We start from the raw sequence: 21,452 nt of genomic DNA on the forward strand, positions 1-21,452 counted from the left end.
CTAGACTGCCGCCATGACCTCCAGTTTCGCCGGTGGCGCCGCGACCTCGGCAGAGCCGCGGATCCTCGTGGTCGAGGACACCGCGGCGATCCGGGTCTCGGTGGAGACCGCACTGCGCGCGGCCGGGTTCGCGGTGCGCGCACTGCCGGACGGCGGCCTGCTGGAGGCCGAGCTGTGCCGGTTCCGGCCGGACCTGGTGGTGCTCGACGTGATGCTGCCCGGTCGCGACGGGTTCGCCCTGCTGCGGCTCGTGCGGCGGCTGTGCACCGCCGGGGTGGTGATGCTGACCGCGCGCGACGCCGTCGACGACCGGCTGCGCGGGCTCGGTGACGGTGCGGACGACTACGTGGTGAAGCCGTTCGTGCTGGCCGAACTGGTCGCGCGGGTCACCGCGGTGCTGCGCCGCATCGGCCGTGCCCAGCCCGCGATCGAGGTCGGCGATCTGGTGGTGGACCTCGATGGCGGGCTGGCGCTCTACGACGGGGTGCGGCTCGAGCTGACGGTCACCGAGTGGAAGCTGCTGAGCTATCTGGCCACGCATCGCGACCGCGTCGTCAGCAAGACACAGATCCTGACCGCGGTGTGGGGCTACGACGAGTACAGCGCGAACCTCGTCGAGGTCAACGTCAGCACGCTGCGCCGCAAACTCGAGGCGCACGGGCCCCGGCTGCTGCACACGGTGCGCGGACAGGGCTACGTCCTGCGCGGTGACGCGTCGTGACCGGCCTGCGCACCACCTCCCTCTACCGCCGGGTGACCGTCACGGCGCTGGTCGTGCTGCTGGCGGTGCTGGTGACCGTGGGGATCGTGGTCGACGCGGTGTTCCGGGTGCAGGCCGAGCAGGACGTCAACCGGGTCCTGGCCGGCCGGGTTCAGCTCGCGCAGCAGCTGGCCAAGCAGAACGTGAGCCCTTCGAACCTGTTGCGCCGGGCCGAAACGACCGGCGTGCACGGCTGGATCGCCCTGCCGGACGGCACCTTCGTCGGCGAACCCGATCAGGCCCCCGACACCCGGTTGAAGCAGGTGAAGGCGACGCTGACCGGCCCGGCCCGGATCAACGGCGCGAGGCTGACCCTGATCGCCGACGACTCGGTCGTGGCGGGCGCCGAGCAGCGGCTGCGCAACCTGCTGCTGATCACCGGGGTCGCCGCGCTGGTGATCACGGCGCTCGTGCTGGTGGGCGGGGTCCGGCTGGCGTTGTCCCCACTGGACGCGATGACGCGCCTGGCCCGTTCGATCGTGTCCGGTGGCCGCGGCGGCCGGCTCGCACCGAGCCGCACGAACACCGAACTCGGCCGCGCGGCGGTGGCCTTCGACGCGGCGCTCGACGCGCTCGAAGGGGCGGAGCTGGCGGCCAGGGCGTCCGAGGAACGAACCCGGCGCTTCGTCGCCGACGCGGCGCACGAGCTGCGCACGCCGATCGCGGGTGTCCAGGCCGCCGCGGAGGCCCTGGTGCAGCACCCCGACGCGGACAATGCCGAACAGCTTCAGTTACTGCTGGCCCGCGAGGCACGGCGCGCCGGAAAGCTCGTCAGCGACTTGCTGGAGCTGGCCCGGCTCGACGCGGGCACGGAGATCGCGCGCGTGCCGGTGCCGCTGCTGCCCCTCGCCCGTGCCCAGGCCGATCGTGTCGCGCTGCTCGCCCCGGAGATCACCGTCGAAGTGTCCGGTGTGGACGCGACCGTGCTCGGCGACGCGGACCGGCTCATCCAGATTCTGTCCAATGTGGTCGACAACGCCGTGCAGGCGATGGGCGGCGACGGCACGCTCACGGTGTCGGTCACGCCCGACGGTTTCACCGTGTCCGACACCGGTCCCGGTGTCGCGGTGCGGGACCGGGAACGCATCTTCGACCGGCTCGTGCGGCTCGACGACGCCCGTGACCAGCGCGCCGGCGGTTCGGGGCTGGGGCTGGCCATCGCCCGCGGGTTCGCGCGGGCGCACGGCGGTGACCTGCGGTGCGCCGAGGCGCCCGGCGGTGGCGCGGCGTTCGTGATATGCGGTCTCACCCCGGTTCAGGCGAGCAGCCCCTCCAGCCGGCCGGTGTAGCCGGGCAGCACGCGCCCGGCATCGGTGCCCAGCACCTGTTCGAGCAGAGTCGCGTACACGTCGCGAAAGTCGGTGGTCTGCTTGAGATCGCCATCGTCCAAATCGGTCAGACCCGGCTCCGCCCCGTGGAAACCGCCCCGCACCCCGTTACCGAGGACGAAGACGGGGCCGGCGGTGCCGTGATCGGTGCCTTCGCTGGCGTTGGCCGCGACGCGCCGGCCGAACTCGGAGTACACCAGCACCACCGCTTGTTTGCCGCGGTCCGTGCGGCCCAGCCGCTGCACGAACGGCGTCAGCGCCCCGTCGAGTTCGGTCAGCAGCCGCTGCTGGGTGCCGCGCTCGTCGGCGTGGGTGTCGAACCCGCCCAGCGACACCGAATACGCCCGCGTCGGCACCCCGGCTTCGATGAGCCCGGCCACGACGTCGAGTTGCGCGGCCAACGCCGCCTGCCGTTGCCCGGTCTTGGCCGACGGATGCACCGCGGCGCCGAGGACCTGTTCCGCGTGGTAGAGGTCGGTGACCGAGCGCGCGACCTTCGCCTGCCAGTACCCCTCACCCGGCTGTGCGGCACCCAGCCCCTGGAATGCCTTGCCCAGTGCGCCTTTCGGCAGGCTCAGTCCACCGACCGGCATCGACGCGGCCGCGGTCTGCGCGCCCGCCAGCATCGGCGGCAGCACCGGTTCCACCGACAGCGCGCGCAGCGGGTCGTCGCCGGAGGAGTCGAGCCAGCGGCCGAGCCAGCCCGTCGGCACGGCCGTGTCCGGAGAGGCCGTCTGCCAGATCGCCATCGACCGGAAGTGACTGTGGTCGGGTTTCGGATAGCCCACGCCGCGCACGATCGCCAGCTCATGGTTGTCCCACAAGCCTTTCAGGCCCTTCAGGCCCGGATTGAGGCCGAGCCCGTCGCCGAGATCGAGGACCTCTTCGGGTTTGTAGGCCAGTTCCGGCCGGGCGTTCTGATAGTTCGGGTCGCTCGCGGGCACCACGGTGTTGAGTCCGTCGTTGCCGCCGTAGAGGGTCACCACGACGAGCACACCCGCGTGCGGGTCGAGCGGTGTCTGCTGGGCCGCGGACATCAGGTGCGCCCAGTCGACCTGGGTGGCCCCGCCGGCCAGCGCGCCGGCCGCCGTCACCCCGCTGGCGATGAGAAACCGCCGCCGTGTCAGCTTGTTCATGGCTCCTACCCACTCACCACGTATTCGGGGGCGCAAGCGGCCACCGCGGCCAGCTGCCGGGGATCATTCGCGACGCCGGTGAGGCTGTCGCGGGTCCGGGCGGACCAGGCGTCGACGCCGAGGAGCTCACCGATCGCCGCCGGCTTGTCCCCCGCCTTCGACACCGCGCCGAGGTCGGCGTGCTCGGCGACGAGCTGGGCAAGGTGCAGCCGGGCGAGTCCTGCCGACGTGGTCAGCCAGGCCGCGCCGGCGGCCCAGCCACCCACGCTCGGCGGTTCGAACGGTACCTGCCCCATGCCCCGCAGTCCGGCCAGCAGTTGTGTCCGGGCCTTCGCGTCCAGCGCGCCGGGCCGGACCCCGAGCGCGCGCATCAGGCCCGCGAGCCATTCCACCGGCTGCTTGACCAGCGAGGTGGCCGGATCGTGGAAGGCGGCCTCGGCGGCGATGGCCGACAGTAGCGCGCGGATGTCGCGGTTCGGGCCGTATGCCGCGACCAGCCGGTCGAGCGCATCGGGCGCCGGTGGCGTCGCGGAGACGAGCCGGAACCAGACCCGGCCGACGACGAACGGCGCCGACTCGGGCCGTCCCAGCACCAGGTCGACGAACGAGGCGGCGTCGAAGTCGGCGGTCCGTCCGAGGATCTGCTTGGCCGTGCCGTCGTGCCAGCGGGCCACCAGCCGCGCGGACGAGGTGTCGCGGTTGGCGGTCCAACCGGTCAGGGCACGCGCGGCCTCACGCACGTCGGTCTCGGTGTAGTGGCCGACGCCGAGCGTGAACAGCTCCATGAACTCCCGCGCGAGGTTCTCGTTCGGTTTGCCGGCCTTGTTGCTGTTGCCGTCCAGCCACAGCAGCATCGCCGGGTCGACGATCAGGGCGTGCGCGAGCTGGGTGAAGCTGCCCATGCCCAGCGTGCGCAGGGTCTGGTTCTGGGTGAGCATCAGCTGCGGGCTGCGGACCTTCTGCTCACTGGTGGCGAAGTGCCCGTGCCAGAACCAGGTGAGCCGCTCGGCCGAGGCGACGTCGGCGGCCACCATCCGGTCCAGCCACCACAGGGCAGCCTGGGCCGACTGGGTCTGGAGTTGTTGCGCGGCCTGCTTTTTGGCCGCCGCGTCCTGTTTGCCCGGTTGCCGGGGCGGCGGGCCCAGCTGCGGGATCGGCGTCGCCTGCGCACCCGCGTCGGGCCCCGCCGTCAGCAGCCGGGCCAGCGTCTCACCGAACCCGGTGTTCAGGTCGCCGGGCCGGGGCCCGAACCCGAACCGGTCGTGCAGCCGGCGCACCGCCGCGCGCTCCGAAATGACCACCACGACCAGATCATCGGCCGGATGACCTCCGGCGGGCTAGCCGCCGGAGGTTTCCTTCAGCGGATCCACAGCTGCCCTCGTCTTGCCGATGCGGCGCGCGCCTAAACGGTGGACAGGATCGTCACCACGCAGGCGTTTCCGTCCATTCCGGCGGCGCCACCGCCCATGGTCTCCACCAGGCCGACGCGGTGCCTGGCCACCTGCCGGGCACCCGCTTCGCCGCGCAACTGCCAGGTGATCTCGGCCAGCTGGGCCATCCCGGTCGCCCCCAGGGGGTGCCCCCGGGACAGCAGGCCGCCGCTGGGGTTGACCGGCTGCGCACCCTCTCGGGCGGTGTGGCCGGACGGGGCGAGTTCGGCGCCCTTGCCGCGGGGTGCGAGTCCCAGCGCCTCCAGCGTGATCACCTCGCCGATGGTGAAGGCGTCGTGCACTTCGAGGACGTCGATGTCGCCCGGTGTCCGGCCGGCCTGGGCGAACGCCCGGCGCGCGGCGCGCTCCACGCTGGCGAATCCCCACACGTCCTCGCTGCGGTGATCCCACAGCGCGCCGGACACCATCGCCGAGGCCTCGATCCGCAGGTCCCGCGGGTTGCCGCGGTCGCCGCCGACGATCGCGGCCCCGGCGCCGTCGCTGGTGGGACAGCACTGCAGGAACGTCAGCGGTTCGGCGATCATCCGCGACTCCAGGACCTCCCGCACGGTCGGCACCGCCGACCGCAGCTGCGCGCGCGGATTGTCGACGCCGTTGCCCTTGTTCTTGACCGCGACCGCGGCGAGCTGCTCCGGGGTGACGCCGTACTCCGCGACATACCGCTGCGCCTGCAGCGCGTACAGCCCCGGCAACGGCAGCGACGACGCTCCTTCCGGGTCGGTCGCCTCGGGCACGATGGCACCCGAGAACAGGGTGGACATCTGGTCGACACCGAGGACCAGCACGCAGCCGAACCGGCCGGACCGCACCGCTTCCACCGCCTCGTGGTAGGCGCTCGTCCCGCTCGCGCACGCGTTCTCGACCGTCCACATCGGAATGCCGGGCATCCCGATGCCGCGCTGGACCCGGGTGGCGATCCCCGGCGGGCCGAACACCGAGCCGACCACGATCGCGTCGATGTCACCCGGTGACACCGCGGCATCCCGCACGGCCTCCCGGATCGCCGTCCAGACCAGGGATTCGACCCGGCTTTCCGGGAAACGCCCGAAGTTCGACGTGCCCACGCCCCACAGCATCGGCTCGCTCACGATACGACCTCCCTGGCGACAAGGTCACCCTCGTCGGTTCCGGTGACGACCAGACGCGAGCCTGGCGGCAGCGTCGCCGCCTCGGCCAGATGCACGAGCACCCGCGGCCCGTCGTCGAGGTCCAGGTACGCCAGGCCGAACGGCGGCTTACGGGTGCCGACCGGGATCGCGACGACCGTCGACGACCACACGCTGCCGGTCGCGGCGAACCGCTCGGGGGCCGGTTCGCCGTAACACACCGGGCACCAGGGCGGCTCCTGTTGCGCCGACGGGTACCGGCAGGCCGTGCAGCGCGTCCCGAGCACCGCCGTGCCGTCGAACACCGGCCTCGGGTCGGCGACGGGCAGCCCGCCGGCGGCGGACCCGGCCCGGCGTTTCGTCGGCCTGCCCACGCCCAGCTCCCCCATCAGTGATCTCCTTCGAGGGTCAGGGAAAAGTCCCCGGCTTCGATGTGCAGGTAGGCGCCGACCGAGGTCTCCACGAGCTCCTGGATGAACCGCACCTGCTTGCTCGTCGGCGAGAAGTCGCGGTGCCGCTGCGGCGTCGCGCGCATGACGTCGATGTCGTTCTCCGGCACGAGCAGCCGCAGGATCAGCTCGTCGTCGCTGATCGAGCCGCCGAAGCGCTCCCGCAGTTCGGCCAGGCTCGGCTGCGGTGGTTCCCAGTTCTCGTAGCTGCCCGCCTTCGGTGAGCTCATGATGGTGTCGAGGACGTTCTCGTCGATCGGAGCCACGGGCTTGCCGTAGAACCCGTGCGCGTAGATCATCACCTCGTCCGGCACGACCGAATACCGCGATCCCGTCACGACGTTCAGCACCGCCTGGGTGCCGACCAGCTGCGAGAACGGGGTCGCCATCACCGGGTAGCCGAGTTCCTCGCGCACCCGCGACATCTCGTCCAGCACTTCCTCGAAGCGCTCTTCCATGCCACGGTCGCGCAGCTGCGCCTTGAACGTGCCCGCCATGCCGCCGGGAAGCTGGTGGCGGTACTGGAAGAGCGAGTACTCCGCGGGCTGACCGACCGGCAGGTCCTCGTACTCGGCGACACGCAGCAGGTGCTGCTCGACCGGGTCGAACCGTGACTCGTCCAGCTCCACGTCGAACCCGGCGTAGCGCAGGTTCGCGACGGTGTTCTCGGTGGACGGCAGGGAGACCCCGGCGGCCAGCGGCCTGCTCGCCGTGTGCACCCGGTCCGCCCCGGCGAGCAGGCCCTCGAGGTAGTTCAGCGGGGCCAGCGCGTTGTTGCTGTGGAAGTGGATCTCGACCGGGAGCTCGCCCGCCGCCTTCTTGATGGCCGCGACCAGCGTACGGGTACGTTCCGGGGTGAGCAGCCCGGCCGCGTCCTCCAGTTCGATGCCGTCGGCGCCGAGCGCGACGAGTTCCCGCGTGCGCGCCGCGTAGTACTCGTCGGTGTGGTAGGGGCTGTCGGCGTAGAGGATGCACGGCAGCGCCTGCGCGCCCTCGGCCTGCGCGGTCTTGACGAGGCGGCCGATCTTGTCGGTGTTGAACAGGCCGTCGTAGATCCAGAAACTGCCGATGCCGTGGGCGCACAGGCGCTGCACCCACAGATCCATGACGCTGTCGGCGGTCAGTCCGAAGGTGACGATGCCATTGCTGCGGGTGCCCGCGCGGACGGTGGTCTTCGGCATCGCCCGCGACAGTGAGATCAGCTGCTCCCACGGGTCCTCTTTGCAGTGTCGCACGAGGACCTCGAAGATCGAGCTGCCGACGAGGTCGATGGTGTGGAAGCCGGTGCGGTCGAGTTCGGCGGCCATCGGCAGGCCCATGTCCTTGCGCAGCCGCATCCCCCACCAGCTCTGGGGTCCGTCGCGCAGGGTCTGGTCGATGATCTCGATCTTGCGGCGGGTTCCGTCGGCGTTGCGCGGGGCGCAGTCCAGGTAGCTCATGCGCTCTTCTCCAGGTAGTCGGGCAGGCCGCGGGAGGCGATCCAGTCGGTGGTGACGGTTCCGGCGCGGAAGTCCGGGTGGTCGAGTGCGGCGCGGGCGAAGTCCGCCGTGGTCGGCACACCGGTGACGCGCAGGCCGCCGAGTGCGGCGACCATGCGGTCCGCGGCGACGTCACGGGTCGGCCCGGAGGCGATGATCTTGGCCAGCAGCGAGTCGTAGAACGGCGGGACGACGTAACCGGGTTCGCAGTGGCTGTCGACGCGGAGCCCGTCCCCGGCGGGCGCGATCCACTCGGTCACGGTTCCGGGATGGGGCAGGAACCCGCGCGCGGGATCCTCGGTCGTGATGCGGACCTCGATCGCGTGCCCGCTGATCTCGACGTCTTCCTGTTTGATCCGGAGGCGTTCACCGGCCGCGGACCGGATCTGCTCGGCGACCAGGTCGACCCCGGTCACCATCTCGGTGACGGGATGCTCGACCTGGATGCGCGCGTTGAACTCGAGGAAGGCGTAGTCGCGGGTGTCGGCGTCGTAGATGAACTCGACGGTGCCCGCGCTGTCCAGTTCGAGCGCCTCGGCGAAGCGGACCCCGCTGCGGCGGATGTCCTGGCGTATGTCCTCGGGCAGGTTGGGCGCCGGCGATTCCTCGACCACCTTCTGGTGCCGTCGTTGCAGCGTGCAGTCGCGCTCGCCCAGGTGGATCACGTTGCCGTGCTTGTCGCCGAGGACCTGGACCTCGATGTGGCGCGCGTTGCGGATGAACCGTTCGACGTAGAGCCGCCCGTCACCGAAGGCCGATTGCGCCTCGGCCTTCGCGGCGGGCCACCGGGCGGCGAGTTCGGTTTCGTTCTCGACCACGGACATGCCGCGCCCGCCGCCGCCCGCCGCGGCCTTGAGCAGTACCGGATAACCGAGCTCGCCCGCCGCCGCGACCGCGTCCTTTGCAGACTCCAGCACCGGCGAGCCGGACAGGATCGGGATTCCCGCCGACCGGGCCAGTTCACGGGCGCGCGCCTTGTCGCCGGCCTGCGCGACCGCTTCGGGGCGGGGGCCGATGAACACCAGCCCTTCCCCGACGCAGGCGGCGGCGAACTCCGGGTTCTCGGACAGGAATCCGTACCCGGGGTGGACGGCGTCGCACCCGGCGCCGAGCGCGGCGCTGAGCACGTTGTCCGTCACCAGGTAGCTCTGCGAGGCCGGGCCGGGGCCGATGCACACGGCACGGTCGGCGAGCCGCGCCGCCATGCCGTCGCGGTCCGCCGTGGAGGTGACCACGACGGACTCGATGCCCAGGGCCCGGCACGCGCGCACGACGCGGACGGCGATCTCTCCGCGGTTGGCGATCAGGACCCGTTTCACGCTACTCATCGGTCGGCCTGATCAGGAACAGCGGCTGGTCGTATTCGACCAGGTCGGCGTTCGCGGCCAGGATTTCGACCACGACACCGGCCTGGGGCGCGACGACCGGGTTCATCAGCTTCATGACCTCGACGATGGCCAGCTGCTGGTTCGCGGTGACCGTCTGCCCGGGCTCGACGAAGGGTGGTTCGCCGGGGCTCGGCGCCACCCAGAACGCGCCCACCGCGGGTGAGCGCACCTCCACGCATCCGGTCCGGTCGACCGGCTCCGGCGCGCCGGGCCGCGCGGGCGGTGCGGGTTCCGGGGCGGCAGCCACGACGGGTGCGGCTTCGGGCGCGGGCTTCTCCGCGACCGGGGCGGGCGAGGCGGGCGCAGCAGGCGGCCCGTCCTTGCCCACGGTGACCCGCATCCCGTCGAGTTCGAGTGTCATCGCGGACCAGCCGGAGCCCTGGAAGGACCGTAGGATCTCCCGGACCTCGCGGTGGGTGACGCGCTCGGGCGTGCTCATGTGGCGCTCCTCTGGTGGGCGATCGCGGCGAGCAGAACCGGCAGGCGGTGCGGCGTGACGATCACGTCGACCCCGGCGTCGAGAGCGGCGCGCACGCCCTCCGGGGTGCAGAACACCGCGCCACGCACGGTTTTCGTGCCGGGCGGGATCGCCGGCAGCTGCTCGCCGAGGTCGGCGGCCTCGCTGTCGGCGTCGAACACGGGCCCGGCCGCGCCGGTGGTGGTCACGGTCACACTCGTCGCCCGCTGTGCCCATTGGGTGAGGCGCCGCAGGTCGTCGTCTTCGCTTTCGTCGACGGCCGACGTCGGCAGCTCACCGGCGTAGACGACGCCGCTGCCCCCGTCCACCGTCACGGTCCGGCCGACCAGCGCGTCGACCGTGCCGGCTCCGCAGCCCACGACGCAGGACGTGTCCAGCGCCCGGCTCACCACGGCCGCGTGCGAGGTCGCCCCGCCTTGCTCGGTGACGACGGCCGACGCCGCGATCATGCCGTGCACGTCGTCCGGGCTGGTCGATTTGCGCACCAGCACGCAACCCGGGTTCGCCTGCGCGGCTTCCGGCGTGTCCACGACGACGCCGGTGGCCACGCCCGGGCTCGCGCCCACGCCGCACGCCAGCACCTCGGCCTTCTCCCCCGCGCCCGCCGCGATCTCGGGCCGCAGCAGGGTCCGCACCTGCTCGGCGGTCACCCTCGTCACGGCTTCGCCGGGTTCGAGCACGCCCTCGTCGACCAGTGCGACGGCGATCCGCACCGCGGCGCGGGCGGTTCGCTTGGCCGGGCGTGACTGCAACAGGAACAGCTCGTCGTTCTGCACCGTGAACTCGATGTCCTGGGCGTCGCGTCCTTCGCGGTCGAGACAGTCCGCCGCGGCGATGAGCTCCGCGTGCACGCGCGGCCACCGCTGCGCCAGGTGTGACAGCGGTTTCGGGGTGACACGGCCGGACACCACGTCCTCGCCCTGGCCGCGGGGCAGGTACTCGCCGTACGGCTCGCGCGTCCCGTCTATCGGGCTGCGGGTGAACAGCACGCCGGTGCCGGAATCATCGTCGAGGTTGCCGAACACCATCGCCTGGATCGTGACCGCGGTGCCGAGATCCTCGGGGATCCCGTAGTGCTTGCGGTAGGCCATCGCGCGGCGGGACCGGCTCGACCGGAAGACCGCGGCGACGGCCGCATGCAGCTGTTCCCACGGATCTTCCGGCACGGCCTCACCGACATCCTCGGCGATGGCCGCGCGCACCGCGCCCGTGTCGGCAAGCTCGTCCAGATCCTCCGTGCAGCCCAGCACCAGTCGCCCGTAGAAACCGGTGAAGCGCCGGTGCACCTCGGCGGCGAATTCCGCGTCTCCGGTTTCCGCGGCGAGCGCCGCTTCGACTTCGGAGTTGCAGCCGAGATCGAGAATCGTGTCCATCATCCCGGGCATGCTGATGGCGGCACCCGAGCGCACCGAGACCAGCAGCGGGCGTTCGCCGCCGCCGAAGGTCCGGCCGAGTTCCCTTTCCAGCAACCGGATGCCGGTGGTCAGCTCGTCGGTGAGGCCCTCGGGAAGCTCGTCGCGTTCGAAGTAGGCGGCGCAGGCTTCGGTGGTGACCACGAACGCCGGCGGCACCCGCAGGCCGAGCGAGCGCATCCGCCACAGGCTCCATGCCTTGCCGCCCACCAGTTCCCGGCTGGGCTCGGGGGTGTCCGGCCGGGGAACGACCAGCCAACGCAGTCCCGTCGTCGCGGTCATTCCGGCCGCTCCCGTCCGGTCAGGCGCAGGATGTGCTCGTGCATCTGGAACCACACGGTGTGCACCGAGTCCACGCGAACGCCGCTGACGTAGTCGGTTTCGCCGCCCTCGGCGCGGGTGAGCGCGGTGCCGATCCGGTCGAGGAAGCGCTCCACGAGTGCATCGGCCGCGGCCAGCGGGCGCAGCACCTTGGCCGTCTTCTCGTGCACCCGGCCGAGCTTTTCGATGATCTTGGCGTCGTAGTCGGCGTCGCCGTGGTCGTTGGTCACCCGCGCGCCGTCGACCTCGACGGTCTGCCAGTCGGTGGTGAGCGCGAGAATCTGTTTGTTCACCCCGGTTTCGAACGACTCCATGGCTTCGGTCACCGCGCCGTCGGCGCGCAGTGCGGCATACGCGCGGGCGTAGACACCGTCCAGGAACTCGCGGCCGGCGGGCGTGATCATGTGGCTGCCCCGCGCGGCCATCACGGCGCTGTCGGTCAGCGCTTTCGCGAGCGCGGCCTCGACCTCGGCGAGCGCCAGGCCGTTGATGTCGGCGAGTTGTTCGGCCGTACCGAGCTGACGCAAGGTCAGCGTGTGCACGGTCAGTTCATAAGAGTCCAACATGGATGGTCCTTTCACTGTGGCGCTGCCGCCATGCGGTCGCGCACCTCGCGGCGCAGCGACTTGCCGACGGGACTGGTGGGCAGTTCGGGCCAGATTTCCAGCGTCCGCGGCCGTTTGAAGCCGGCGAGACGGTCCGCGCAGAACGCGAGGATCTCCTCGGCGTCGGCCGCCGACCGGGTGACGACGGCGGCCGCGACGCGCTCGCCCCACTTCTCGTCCGGCAGGCCGACCACGGCCGCCGCGCTGACCGCGGGATGGGCCAGCAGCGCGTCCTCGACCTCGCGCGGGTAGACGTTGAACCCGCCGCTGATGATGACGTCGTGCCTGCGGTCGAGCAGGTGCAGGTATCCGCCCTCGTCCCACCGCCCGATATCGCCGGTGTGCAGCCAGCCGTCCGGTTCGATCGTCTCCGCGGTGGCCTCCGGCCGTCGCCAGTACCTGCTCATGGTGTGCGGGCCACGGGTCAGCACCTCGCCGACCTCGCCGGGGCCCAGCGCCTTGCCTTCGCCGTCGCGTATCTGCACCTCGACGAAGGTGTACGGCTTGCCGGCAGCGGTGAGCCGCTCCGGTGTGTGCTCCCACGGCTGCAGGCACGTGATCGCCAACGGCGCCTCGGCCTGCCCGTAGAGCTGCGCGAAGACCGGGCCGAGCAGCTCGATCCCGCGGCTGAGCACGGTGGTTGCGATCGGGGCGCCGCCGTAGCAGATGCGCTCCAATGCCAGTTCTGCGTTCGCCGTGGCGGGTTCTTCGAGCAGCATCGCGATCATGGTGGGCACCATGAACGTGGCCGTCGCCCGGTGGCGTTGCGCCGCTTCGAGGAACGCGGCCGGCGAGAACTTCGGCAGTACGACGTTGGCCGCCCCCTTCACCAGATGCGGCAGGAAGAACGCGCCGCTGCCGTGCGTGATCGGCGCCGCGTGCAGCATCACCGAGTCGGGCCGCAGGTTCGGCAGCAGGTCGACCAGGAAGTTGGCCACCTCGGCCAGTTCGCTCGCGGTGGTGAGCACGACGGCCTTGGGCTTGCCGGTCGTTCCGCCCGTGTAGGCCAGCCGCAACGGCGCGTCCGGTTCCCGCCGCACGTCGCAGGGCTCGGGTGAGGCCGCTTCGATGAGGCCGGGCAGTTCTTCGGCGGTGATCGCGATTTCGGTGGGCGCGGGGGCTTCTCCGGCGTGGATCAGCGCCCTCGCCTGGGAGTCCTCGATCTTGAACGCGAGCTCGTGCGCGGTTTCCCTGGCATTGAGCGGAACCCGCACGAGACCGGACTTGGCCAGCGCGTAGTAGGCGACCACGCCGTCGATGCCGTTGGGCATCAGCACCGCCACCCGGTCGCCCGGTTCGAGCCCGCGGGCGAGCAGCGCGTTGCCGAGGCGATCGGTCAGCTCGTCGAACTCGGCGAAGCCGACCACGCGGTCGCCGTCGATCAGCGCGGGCGCGCCGCCGTACTGGCGGCCCGCCCGGCGGATCAGGTCACCGATCTGCATGACCGGCTCCGAGCCCGTTCAGATCGGCGCGGCGCAGGCTCGAGCCGCGGCCTTCGAGGTTGCGCGATCCGCGCTGCGCCAGCCGGTACAGCTCGTCGGCCTCGGCAGAACCGTGGTGCCATTTGACCCATTCCTCGTCGCGGTAGCGGTTCGCGCCCTGGAGGACGGCGGGGGTGAACCCGCGGGCGCGGCGGTTATACTCGTCGAGGTCGATCCGGCCCGCGGTGGTGGTCCACAGCCCGTTCTTCTCGGGCAGGCTGCTGGAACCGGACAGCCGGTCGCCGACGGTCGGTGCGTAGTCGTCGTCGGAGAGCACCGAGTACGGGATGCCGGTGAGCATGTTCTGGTTCAGCCCGGAGTAGCGGGCCATCCCGTATTCGTTGGTCTTCTGGTGCGGGAACCCGAGCAGCCCGACCATCTCACCCAGGTTGTCGCGCCCGTACTCGTCGTTCATCAGCGGCTTGAACCGCTGGACGCGGTCGTCCAGGGACAGCCAGTCCTCCTGCCGGTAGGTGCCGGCCAGATGCGCGAAGTCCTTGGCGACCGAGGAGTACACCAGCGCACCGGCGTCGATCATCTGCTCACGGGTCCAGGTCGCGATCCGCTTCCACAGATCGGCGGTGGCCTCGTTGAGGATCTCCCGGTACTGCTCCATGGTTTCGGCGAGCGTCTCCGCGTTGTCCATGCCGACCGGCACGTACCCGTCGGACAGAGCGTCCGATGTGTACAGTCCGACCGCCGCGATGTTGGCGGCGTCGTAGCTGGGCTCGGCCTCGAACGACGCCCAGTCGTCCATGAGGTGGAAGTTCGTGTCCTTGAACACGATCGGGATCGTCAGGTTCGCGAACGGCAGGCGGGTGGCGATGCCGTCCAGCCACGGGTAGTCGCCCTCGGTGAGCTCGAAGAAGTCGCGCACGACCAGCTGCCGGTTGTCCCCGAAGTTGTAGGGACCGCTGTTGTGCAGCCCGATCCGGCATTCGCAGTGCGCCAGGAACGCGTACTGCGACAGCTGCGCCACGAGCTTGGTGGCCGCGGTGTGCAGCCGGTCGCCCGGTTGCACACCGTGCACATCGGCCTCGAACACCTGCAGCGTGCGCTCGGGCAGGAACTGGCTGCGGTCGCCGAACTCCTTGTTCGTGATGTGCCCGTCGTTGCGGTGGTAGGCGAGGTTGAACCGGCGCGAGAAGTCCAGCACGTCGACCACGTCCTCGACCGCGTCACCCGGCCGCAGCAGGCCCCAGTTCATCAGCATCTCGCGGCCGATGAGGTAGAAGGCGGGCATGCCCCACGCCGCGTTGACGGTGTCCACCTTGAGGCTGACCTCGCGGGCGCGGTCGCCGAGCTCCTCGGCCGGGGTCGCCGCGTCGATCTCCCGCAGCAGCGTCGGCAGGCGGTAGAACGAGTTGAGGTAGCTCAGCAGCATGTAGGGGTTCATCGGGAACAACTTCGACTCCTGCACGGTGCGCGTGATGCACAGCCAGTACGTGGTGTCGGACAGGTTCCGCAGGTAGCTGTTGGTCTCCAGCAGGGACCGGTAGTCCAGCTCAGCCATGATTTCAGCCCTCGTTCCCGATCAGCCAGATCCGGGCGTGCCCGGTGTCGCCGGTTTCGTACGCGTCGGCCGCGGGCGGCGCCGCGGTCACCTCGATCTCGACGACGTCGCCGTCGGAGAGGTTGTCGATCTTGCAGTTCATCAGCGTGGGCACGTCGTACTCGCGGGCGAGGATGCCCAGGTGGGAGCGCACCGTCCCGCCGAGGCAGATGACGCCGGCGAACCCCTCGATGATCGGCGCGGTCAGCGTGCCGCCGGAGTCGTCGATCACGGCGATGGTGCCCTCGGGAATGCCGTCGGCGAGGTAGCCCATCACCTGTTCGATCTTGGAGATCAACGCGACCGGGCCGGTGACCGAAGCGGCATTGCGGATGACGTTGTCGCCCACACCGACCTGCTTGCGCCCGTCCGCGCCGCCCTCCGCCGCGAACGAGGTCGAGTCGCGTTCCGGTCGCTTGTACTTGTCCGGTTCGGACTCCAGCGACACGGTCGCCGAAAAGTCGAACCGGTAGCCCGAATCCAGTGCCTCCTGCTCGACCGCCCTGGCGTCGGCGAGGGAGAACAGGTCGAACTGCCGCTCGAACACCACGTCCTTCCAGCGCGCCCCGGTGGCCGCGAACCGCTTCGCCGCCAGTTCCCGCACGGCGCCGTTGAAGCGGCCGGGCAACGGCAGCATCTCCGTCGCGCCCCACTTGGGTGAACTCACCGTGGAATCGGACATCGTCACCTCGCTCGATCCGCCGGCGGCTTCGCTGCCGCCGGCTGAAAATCCGGTCTGTCTTTCGTTGGAAACCAAAGCTAGGTACGCTCGACGCTGTGACACAGTCCACGTTGGTGGACAGTCCGGCGTCGACGATGACGGCCACGTCCCCGCAGAGCCGGGCTCGTTCCTCCATGCGAGCAGCCCTCGCCAGGGATGACTATGCGCGCGCGTTCGATGTGCTCGAACACTGCGACAGCGCACCTTCCGTCGTCGACTTCAAGGAGAACGTGGTCGACGCGCTGCAGCAGCATTTCGCGCTGAAGCACGTCTCCTTCTTCGCCGGCGCCACCTTTCACAACGTTTTCGGCGACATCGCGCCGCTCACCGAGGGCAAGACCTCGAAGATGCTGCCGGAGTACCGGGAACGCTGGGCCCGCTACGACGTTTTCGGCACCCCGGCCGCGACGCGGCAGCTGGTGTCCAGCGGGGTGTCTTCGCTGGCCGAGCTGACCTCGCTGGGGCCGTTGCCCGCCTCGGCGGAGGCCTACGTGCGGCACTTCCTGGTCGCCACCTGGCGGATGGAGACCGCGGCGGCGATGCGGGTGGAGCTGCCGGACGGGCATCTGGCACTGGTCGGGATGTTCGACCCCAAACCGGACAAGCTCGGCATTTCCGAGGTCGCGACGTTGCGGCTGCTGAGCAGGCAGCTGTCGGTGATCTGCCGCAGCCTGCCGATGTCGCGCTCGCAGGCGGCCGTGAGCCGGCTGTCCGAACGTCAGCGGCAGGTCGTGCGCCTTGTCGCCGACGGGCTGTCCAACGCGCAGATCGCCGAAGCCCTGTCGCTGGCCGAGGACAGCGTGAAGAAGTACGTGAGCCGGATCCTCGGCCTCACCGGCTGCCAGTCGCGGATGGAACTGGCGCTGCTGGCCCGCTCCTGCCGGACATGACGAAAGAGGCCGCGGATCCGGGATCCGCGGCCTCTTCGCCGTTTCGCTACAGGAACGAGGAGTCCTTCGTCAGCCCGTAGCGTGGATGTTCGCCGATGACCATCGACTCGAAGATGCCGTAGCCGACCGCATCGCCTTCGCGGCACCGGATCACGCAGTCGCGAAGCTGATGCACCTCCCGCGCCGTCGCCGGATCGGACACGTCGGCATAGCGTTCACCGTCCAGATGCGACTCGCCGAGCCACGTGCCGTGCCGGTGGCCCTTGAACCCGAAGTACAGCCCGGTGCCGAGGTGAAAGCCGGTGTCGCCGGCCGCCTCGATCTCGACCGTCCTGGTCCTGCCCCAGCCCGCGTCGAAGGTCATCTTGCCGCCGAGCAGGCGGCGGTTGACCGGATCGAACTTCAGCTCGTCCTGCACGTTGTTCAACGGCACCTGCGTGCCGTCCGGCTCGTTGACGAAGCCGGAGAAGTACGTGGTCTCACCGTCGACCCACTGGTGGTAGTGATGGATCTCGTAGCTGCTGCCGTCCGGGCGCCGCATCCACATCGGACTCCACGTGAGCAGGAAGTTCCCGTCGAGCCGCTGCCTGCGGTAGACGTCGGGCGGCGGCTCCCCGACGTCCATCCGCACGCCCCACGAGTGGTCGCGGAAGCCGAACCACTCGTCGTCGCGCACCTCGATCTCTTCGCCGTCGATCCAGATGCGCCCCCGTACGGTCGAGGACTGGTGGTAGCGGAGAAGGTCCGAGCAGATCCGGAACCCGTCCGGTTCGCGCTGACCGTCCTTCGCTTCCAGAAACGGCGGCAGCACACCGGTGACGGTGAGGTCGAACCGGATCGGCAGCATGTGGTTCTCCCGCAGCACGAAGCGCACCGACTTCAGCGGTTCGAGCACCTCGTAGTCGAGCGGCCCCACCCCGACCCGGTCCGGGTCACGGTCGAGACGCCTGCTCGCCCTGACCGTCAGCTGTTCCTTGCCGCGGGAGATCCCGGCGAACATGTCGATGACGTTGCGGTTGTGGTACTTGCCGATGCCGCAGTCCACCTGGAGCGAACCGTCCCTGGCGAACAGCGACGCCCAGAGTTTCTCGGTCCACGAGATGTCGGCGTGGGCGATCGTCGCGAACGTCTCCGGCGTTTGGTGGCACAGCAGTTCGTCCGCGGGAACGATCTTCTGCATGGACTGGCGCACGGCGCGCCTCCTTCCTAGCGGCTAGCGCACGGGCGAGAACGAGCCCGGCATGTCATTGGCCACCAGGGCGGTTCCGAAGATCGTGGCGGCCTGATCGTCGTCGTCGAAGGGATCCGGGTACAGCGCGAGGGTGTCCGGCGACATCGACCAGTCGATCCGGTCCGTCACCCCCGCCAGTGCCGCGAACGGGCGCAGCCCCGAGGTGTACATCGTGGTCGCGGCGAAGATCCGTTCCCGCCGGTCCATCTCCGCGAACCGCTGGTACAGCTTCATGTGGCACCGGCTCAGTTCCGTCGTGACCTCCGCCCACGACGCAGGGTCCAGCAGCTCTCGCGTCCCGTCCGGGCGGTGCCCGAACACGGCCGCCTTGGACACGGCGGTGAGCAGCTGGTCCGGTTCGGTGAACGTCGTTCCCCAGTCGTTGATCTCGAACTCGGTGAACGCCGAACGGTCGAACACCAGCGCCATCGTGAGCCCGGCGTAGGGCGGCTCGAGGTCCTCGGCCCAGGGATAGGCCCAGGCGCTCGGGCCGAGTGACAGGTAGTCCCGCACGATCGTCTGCTCGTTGCCGGAATGCGGATACGGCCCGGAGTCGCAGATACCGACGCGGGAATCGCAGAAATACAGGAACGAGTAGCCCGAAACGGTCGCGTTGAGGCGTTTGAGCGTTTTCGCCGTCGCCGTGTCCAGTGTGGTCGCGGCGCCGGTCAGCTCCGCGACGACGGGTTCGGCCAGGTAACGGTTGGTGAATCCGGCGTCCTTGTAGTCGAGCGTGCCGTCGCCACGGTGTGCGAGTGTGAGCCTGCGCCAGAAATCGACGACGGCGCGGATCTCGTCACGCCGCTCGTCCGGCCTGAGCTTGCCCATCTTGATGAGGCATTCCCGGCCGCACAGGTAGTGGTAGCCGATCATCCAGATCCACAGTGGACTGACCTGGTTCGGTCCGGTGCGCATGCGCCGTCCGAGTTCCTCGGCCGGCATCGCCGCGTCGATCTCCGCGACGCGCCGGGCGTAGCTGTGGAAGTCCTCGATCACCGACAGCGACATGTAGGGCAGCATCGGGAACAGCTCGGAGGTGAAGCCCGACCGCCGGGTCATTTCCGGCTTGAACGCGCGGCCCATGTGCTGCACCAGATCGTCCAGCCGGTCGTCGGTGAGCTCCTCGGCGATCAACGCGTCCAGCCCGGCCTGCGACACCGAGACGTCGAAGTCCTTGACGGCGATCTCGTCCCCGACGCGGCGGATGTAGTTCCACCACTGCTCGTGCACATCCGCCGCCTCGCTCTGGCGGACCACACCCGTGCCGTCCTCGATGTCGAGGGTGACCCTGGTGCCGTCGGTCAGCTCGGCCAGCTCGGTCCCGACGAGGCAGGGCACCTCGAACTCCCGGGAGACGATCGCCAGGTGGGAGCGCAACGTCCCGTCGCGGCAGACGATGCCGCCGAGCCTGCCGAGGATCGGCGAGAGGAAGGTGGTCCCTCCCGAGGCGACGACCGCGATGGTGTCCTCCAGATCGGAGTCCAGCGAGGCCAGTACGTCCTCGGGCGAACGGAAATGCCGCACCGCCCCGGTCGCCGCGGCGAAGGTGTAGGAAGGCGTTCCTTTACCGACAACACTCATGATCAACCTCCAAGGGGACGGAAGCAGCCGTCACGGTCCTGCGGGACGAACACCCCGCCGATGAGACTCAGCGCCAGGTCGGGATCGCTGAACTTCTGGTACGAGCGCGCGATCCGCGGCGTGATGCTCCAGTCGATTTCGTCGTAGCACCCGGCGAGCCGGGCCCAGGCCTTGAGCTTCCACGCGTACATCTCGGTGGCGTAGAGGTTGCGCTCCTCGGGGTCGGTCTCGGCCAGCCGCTGGTACAGCGCGCGGTGTGCCTTCCGGATCGCCTTGGTCGCTTCGTCCACCTCGGCGGCCTCCAGCGGGCGCAGCCGGCCGCCGTCGGTGCAGAACACGCGGGTCTCCAGGATGTCGGCCTGGTAGTCGCTGGGGGTGAACCACGCGGTCCCCCACACGTTGTTGTCCATCTTCACCGAAGCGGGCAGCCGGTAGGCGATGACGAAATGGTGGTAGGGCAGGGTTTCCCGGATCCCGTCCACCCACGGGAAGTCCCCGTCGCCGTCGAGACACGTTTCCCGCAACGCGAGGAAACTGCCGTCCTCCAGCACGTACGGGCCCGTGTCGCAGACCGCGGTGCGCGCGTCGCAGTTCTCCAGGAAGGCGTAGGCGGTCAGCCGGGCACCGAACTTGCGGATACCCGATTTGGTCGCGTCGTCCGCGGCGACGAGGTTGCCGCGAATCTCGCTCAGCAGTGCGTCGCCGGCGACGTGCGAGCTGTTGGCCGGCGTGGCGTCCATATTGAACAGCACGCCGTCGGTGCGCATCGCGATCGTGGCCTCACGCCAGAACCGCAGCACCTCCAGCTGGTCCTCCAGCCCGTCGGCGAGTGTGTTCTCGCCGAGGTCGACGAACAGTTCCCGGCCGGTGAGGTAGTGCAGCGGCATGGCGGCCAGGTTGATGAAGCTGCGCTTGTTGCCGATCGGCAGCGCCGTGCGCACCAGCTCTGTGGCACTCGCGTGCTGTTTGATGGTGCGGATGCGCTCCGGCACGCGGAGGTAGTCCTCCATCATCGACATCAGGATGTAGGTGTTCATCCCGAACAGCTCGGACTCGAACACCGTGCGGGCCGAAAGCTCGGACTTGTAGGCCGCGCCCGCGACGTGCACGAGCCAGTTCCACTCCTCGAGTGTGGGCTCGTAGGAGGGGTCGGTGTAGATCGCCTTGACGTTGGCGGGAGTGGTCAGCTGTGCTGTCATGCCGTCACCGCCCCGGCCGCGACGGACACGCGCGCGGTCTCGGCGCCGGAGAGGTCCAGCACCACGGTGTCGCCGTCGGACACGGTGCCGCCGAGTTCCGCGGCCAGCACACAGGGCACGTCGGATTCGCGCGAGAGGATCGCCAGGTGGGACTCGCGGCTGCCCGCGGTGCACACGATCGCCCGCAGGTCCGGCAGGATCGGCGACAGGAAGGTCATCCCGCCCTTGTTGACGAACGCGATCGTGTCTTCCAGGTCGTCGTCGTCGATCGACAGCACGTCCGAGGTGTCGTTGAACCACCTCGCGGTGCCCCGTACCTCACCGGCGGTGAAGAGGTTCACCCCGGTACCGACCTCGTTCAGATCTCCGCTCATCACTACTCCGTTCCGCCCCGGCGCTGGGGAGTTCGGTTGTCTTGGACAGGCGCGTCAGCGCAGGTCGGACGTTACGAGCGGGGTGAACTGGGCCACAGTGCACTTAGGGGGACATTGGGTGGCGGGCGTCGTGGCGAAGGCCCAAAGCCCCGCCCGGCGCGGCCGAAGGTCCACTCCGGTTCGCGCCGCAATGCCCGGTGATCAAGTGTCTCCCGCCCCTGCCCCGCGCCACGAACTCCCTGATCGAATCGGCTGATCACGCGAAACGGGGAGGACATCGTGATCAACACACTGATCGAACTCCAGCACCTGGCCGCGCTGCGTCCCGCCGCCACCGCACCGGCCGTGGACATCGCGGCCTGGTACCGCGCGAAAGGCGACGTGCACGAGCACCTCGCCGCGGAGGCGCAGGACGCCGCCACCGCCGCGCGCAACCAGGAACTGGCCTCCCGTGCCCGCGAACACGCCGCCGTGCTGCTCCTGTCGTAGCGAGGAGTCCACAGTGGATTCG

At 70.0% G+C, this 21,452-nt stretch carries 20 protein-coding genes; 4 read left to right on the top strand and 16 right to left on the bottom strand.

The genetic code is table 11. The annotated features are described in order from the left end of the window. The first annotated feature begins 13 nt into the window (after positions 1 to 13). Both HFP15_RS06135 and HFP15_RS06140 read left to right on the top strand, forming a co-directional pair. Entirely contained in the window at positions 14 to 721 is a 708-nt protein-coding gene (locus HFP15_RS06135; protein WP_168512283.1) for a response regulator transcription factor, read from the top strand. Further along, positions 718 to 2,049, top strand: a complete 1,332-nt coding sequence (locus HFP15_RS06140) for a sensor histidine kinase (RefSeq protein WP_312871484.1) — start codon at positions 718 to 720, stop codon at positions 2,047 to 2,049. The genes HFP15_RS06135 and HFP15_RS06140 overlap by 4 nt, the downstream gene beginning before the upstream one ends. On the opposite strand, the gene HFP15_RS06145 is transcribed toward HFP15_RS06140, so the two are convergent. From HFP15_RS06145 to HFP15_RS43805, 12 genes are all read right to left on the bottom strand, one after another. After that, positions 2,016 to 3,224, bottom strand: coding sequence for a DUF1501 domain-containing protein (locus HFP15_RS06145; protein ID WP_168512285.1), 1,209 nt, complete (start codon positions 3,222 to 3,224; stop codon positions 2,016 to 2,018). The genes HFP15_RS06140 and HFP15_RS06145 overlap by 34 nt on opposite strands. A 5-nt stretch (positions 3,225 to 3,229) precedes the next feature. Further along, positions 3,230 to 4,528: a DUF1800 domain-containing protein gene (locus tag HFP15_RS06150; RefSeq protein ID WP_168512287.1), complete on the bottom strand. Its 1,299-nt coding sequence runs from the start codon at positions 4,526 to 4,528 to the stop codon at positions 3,230 to 3,232. Between the two features lie 98 nt (positions 4,529 to 4,626). Next, the gene (locus HFP15_RS06155; protein ID WP_168512289.1) at positions 4,627 to 5,763 is read right to left on the bottom strand and encodes a thiolase family protein; all 1,137 of its coding nucleotides are present in this window, start codon (positions 5,761 to 5,763) and stop codon (positions 4,627 to 4,629) included. Beyond that, positions 5,760 to 6,170, bottom strand: coding sequence for an OB-fold domain-containing protein (locus HFP15_RS06160; RefSeq protein ID WP_168512291.1), 411 nt, complete (start codon positions 6,168 to 6,170; stop codon positions 5,760 to 5,762). Before HFP15_RS06160 ends, HFP15_RS06155 begins: the two co-directional genes overlap by 4 nt. Further along, the gene (locus HFP15_RS06165; RefSeq protein ID WP_168512293.1) at positions 6,170 to 7,669 is read right to left on the bottom strand and encodes a hydroxymethylglutaryl-CoA lyase-like TIM-barrel protein; all 1,500 of its coding nucleotides are present in this window, start codon (positions 7,667 to 7,669) and stop codon (positions 6,170 to 6,172) included. The genes HFP15_RS06160 and HFP15_RS06165 overlap by 1 nt, the downstream gene beginning before the upstream one ends. Then, positions 7,666 to 9,036 (bottom strand): acetyl-CoA carboxylase biotin carboxylase subunit, encoded by a 1,371-nt coding sequence (locus HFP15_RS06170; RefSeq protein WP_168512295.1) that lies wholly within the window; start codon positions 9,034 to 9,036, stop codon positions 7,666 to 7,668. Before HFP15_RS06170 ends, HFP15_RS06165 begins: the two co-directional genes overlap by 4 nt. Continuing rightward, complete coding sequence (gene accB, locus HFP15_RS06175) at positions 9,029 to 9,535, bottom strand: acetyl-CoA carboxylase biotin carboxyl carrier protein (protein ID WP_168512297.1); 507 nt, start codon at positions 9,533 to 9,535, stop codon at positions 9,029 to 9,031. Before accB ends, HFP15_RS06170 begins: the two co-directional genes overlap by 8 nt. Continuing rightward, positions 9,532 to 11,268, bottom strand: coding sequence for a pyruvate, phosphate dikinase (locus HFP15_RS06180; RefSeq protein ID WP_168512299.1), 1,737 nt, complete (start codon positions 11,266 to 11,268; stop codon positions 9,532 to 9,534). The genes accB and HFP15_RS06180 overlap by 4 nt, the downstream gene beginning before the upstream one ends. Beyond that, positions 11,265 to 11,873 carry a hypothetical protein gene (locus HFP15_RS06185; protein WP_168512301.1) on the bottom strand — a complete coding sequence of 203 codons (609 nt, stop codon included), beginning with the start codon at positions 11,871 to 11,873 and terminating at the stop codon, positions 11,265 to 11,267. Before HFP15_RS06185 ends, HFP15_RS06180 begins: the two co-directional genes overlap by 4 nt. Before the next feature lie 11 nt (positions 11,874 to 11,884). Next, the gene (locus tag HFP15_RS06190; protein ID WP_168512303.1) at positions 11,885 to 13,354 is read right to left on the bottom strand and encodes a class I adenylate-forming enzyme family protein; all 1,470 of its coding nucleotides are present in this window, start codon (positions 13,352 to 13,354) and stop codon (positions 11,885 to 11,887) included. Next, positions 13,341 to 14,906 carry a hypothetical protein gene (locus HFP15_RS06195; RefSeq protein WP_168512305.1) on the bottom strand — a complete coding sequence of 522 codons (1,566 nt, stop codon included), beginning with the start codon at positions 14,904 to 14,906 and terminating at the stop codon, positions 13,341 to 13,343. Before HFP15_RS06195 ends, HFP15_RS06190 begins: the two co-directional genes overlap by 14 nt. A gap of 4 nt (positions 14,907 to 14,910) precedes the next feature. Further along, positions 14,911 to 15,612: a PEP-utilizing enzyme gene (locus HFP15_RS43805; RefSeq protein WP_210716738.1), complete on the bottom strand. Its 702-nt coding sequence runs from the start codon at positions 15,610 to 15,612 to the stop codon at positions 14,911 to 14,913. A gap of 110 nt (positions 15,613 to 15,722) precedes the next feature. On the opposite strand from HFP15_RS43805, the gene HFP15_RS43810 reads away from it, so the two are divergent. Continuing rightward, positions 15,723 to 16,556: a helix-turn-helix transcriptional regulator gene (locus tag HFP15_RS43810; RefSeq protein ID WP_210716739.1), complete on the top strand. Its 834-nt coding sequence runs from the start codon at positions 15,723 to 15,725 to the stop codon at positions 16,554 to 16,556. A gap of 46 nt (positions 16,557 to 16,602) precedes the next feature. Here the strand turns inward: HFP15_RS43810 and HFP15_RS06210 are convergent, their stop codons facing one another. From HFP15_RS06210 to HFP15_RS06225, 4 genes are read right to left on the bottom strand one after another with little or no spacing between them, the layout of a single operon-like run. Beyond that, positions 16,603 to 17,748, bottom strand: coding sequence for an Rv3169 family protein (locus HFP15_RS06210; RefSeq protein ID WP_210716740.1), 1,146 nt, complete (start codon positions 17,746 to 17,748; stop codon positions 16,603 to 16,605). 21 nt (positions 17,749 to 17,769) lie between these two features. After that, a complete protein-coding gene (locus HFP15_RS06215; protein ID WP_168512309.1) occupies positions 17,770 to 19,368 on the bottom strand; it encodes a PEP-utilizing enzyme in 1,599 nt (532 codons plus the stop codon). 2 nt (positions 19,369 to 19,370) lie between these two features. Continuing rightward, complete coding sequence (locus HFP15_RS06220; RefSeq protein ID WP_168512311.1) at positions 19,371 to 20,567, bottom strand: hypothetical protein; 1,197 nt, start codon at positions 20,565 to 20,567, stop codon at positions 19,371 to 19,373. After that, the gene (locus HFP15_RS06225; protein ID WP_168512313.1) at positions 20,564 to 20,941 is read right to left on the bottom strand and encodes a PEP-utilizing enzyme; all 378 of its coding nucleotides are present in this window, start codon (positions 20,939 to 20,941) and stop codon (positions 20,564 to 20,566) included. Before HFP15_RS06225 ends, HFP15_RS06220 begins: the two co-directional genes overlap by 4 nt. A gap of 279 nt (positions 20,942 to 21,220) precedes the next feature. On the opposite strand from HFP15_RS06225, the gene HFP15_RS06230 reads away from it, so the two are divergent. Beyond that, positions 21,221 to 21,430 (top strand): hypothetical protein, encoded by a 210-nt coding sequence (locus HFP15_RS06230; protein WP_168512315.1) that lies wholly within the window; start codon positions 21,221 to 21,223, stop codon positions 21,428 to 21,430. Positions 21,431 to 21,452: the final 22 nt, after the last annotated feature.

Source organism: Amycolatopsis acididurans (assembly GCF_012328925.1).
GTDB classification, from domain to species: domain Bacteria; phylum Actinomycetota; class Actinomycetes; order Mycobacteriales; family Pseudonocardiaceae; genus Amycolatopsis_E; species Amycolatopsis_E acididurans.

Excerpts from the sequence above, each read along its gene's own strand:
- HFP15_RS06165 (WP_168512293.1), bottom strand. The coding sequence starts at position 7,669 with ATGAGCTACCTGGACTGCGCCCCGCGCAACGCCGACGGAACCCGCCGC.
- HFP15_RS06170 (WP_168512295.1), bottom strand. The coding sequence starts at position 9,036 with ATGAGTAGCGTGAAACGGGTCCTGATCGCCAACCGCGGAGAGATCGCC.
- HFP15_RS06145 (WP_168512285.1), bottom strand. The coding sequence starts at position 3,224 with ATGAACAAGCTGACACGGCGGCGGTTTCTCATCGCCAGCGGGGTGACG.
- accB (WP_168512297.1), bottom strand. The coding sequence starts at position 9,535 with ATGAGCACGCCCGAGCGCGTCACCCACCGCGAGGTCCGGGAGATCCTA.
- HFP15_RS06190 (WP_168512303.1), bottom strand. The coding sequence starts at position 13,354 with ATGCAGATCGGTGACCTGATCCGCCGGGCGGGCCGCCAGTACGGCGGC.
- HFP15_RS06225 (WP_168512313.1), bottom strand. The coding sequence starts at position 20,941 with ATGAGCGGAGATCTGAACGAGGTCGGTACCGGGGTGAACCTCTTCACC.
- HFP15_RS06220 (WP_168512311.1), bottom strand. The coding sequence starts at position 20,567 with ATGACAGCACAGCTGACCACTCCCGCCAACGTCAAGGCGATCTACACC.
- HFP15_RS06160 (WP_168512291.1), bottom strand. The coding sequence starts at position 6,170 with ATGGGGGAGCTGGGCGTGGGCAGGCCGACGAAACGCCGGGCCGGGTCC.
- HFP15_RS06135 (WP_168512283.1), top strand. The coding sequence starts at position 14 with ATGACCTCCAGTTTCGCCGGTGGCGCCGCGACCTCGGCAGAGCCGCGG.
- HFP15_RS06195 (WP_168512305.1), bottom strand. The coding sequence starts at position 14,906 with ATGGCTGAGCTGGACTACCGGTCCCTGCTGGAGACCAACAGCTACCTG.
- HFP15_RS06215 (WP_168512309.1), bottom strand. The coding sequence starts at position 19,368 with ATGAGTGTTGTCGGTAAAGGAACGCCTTCCTACACCTTCGCCGCGGCG.
- HFP15_RS06180 (WP_168512299.1), bottom strand. The coding sequence starts at position 11,268 with ATGACCGCGACGACGGGACTGCGTTGGCTGGTCGTTCCCCGGCCGGAC.
- HFP15_RS06185 (WP_168512301.1), bottom strand. The coding sequence starts at position 11,873 with ATGTTGGACTCTTATGAACTGACCGTGCACACGCTGACCTTGCGTCAG.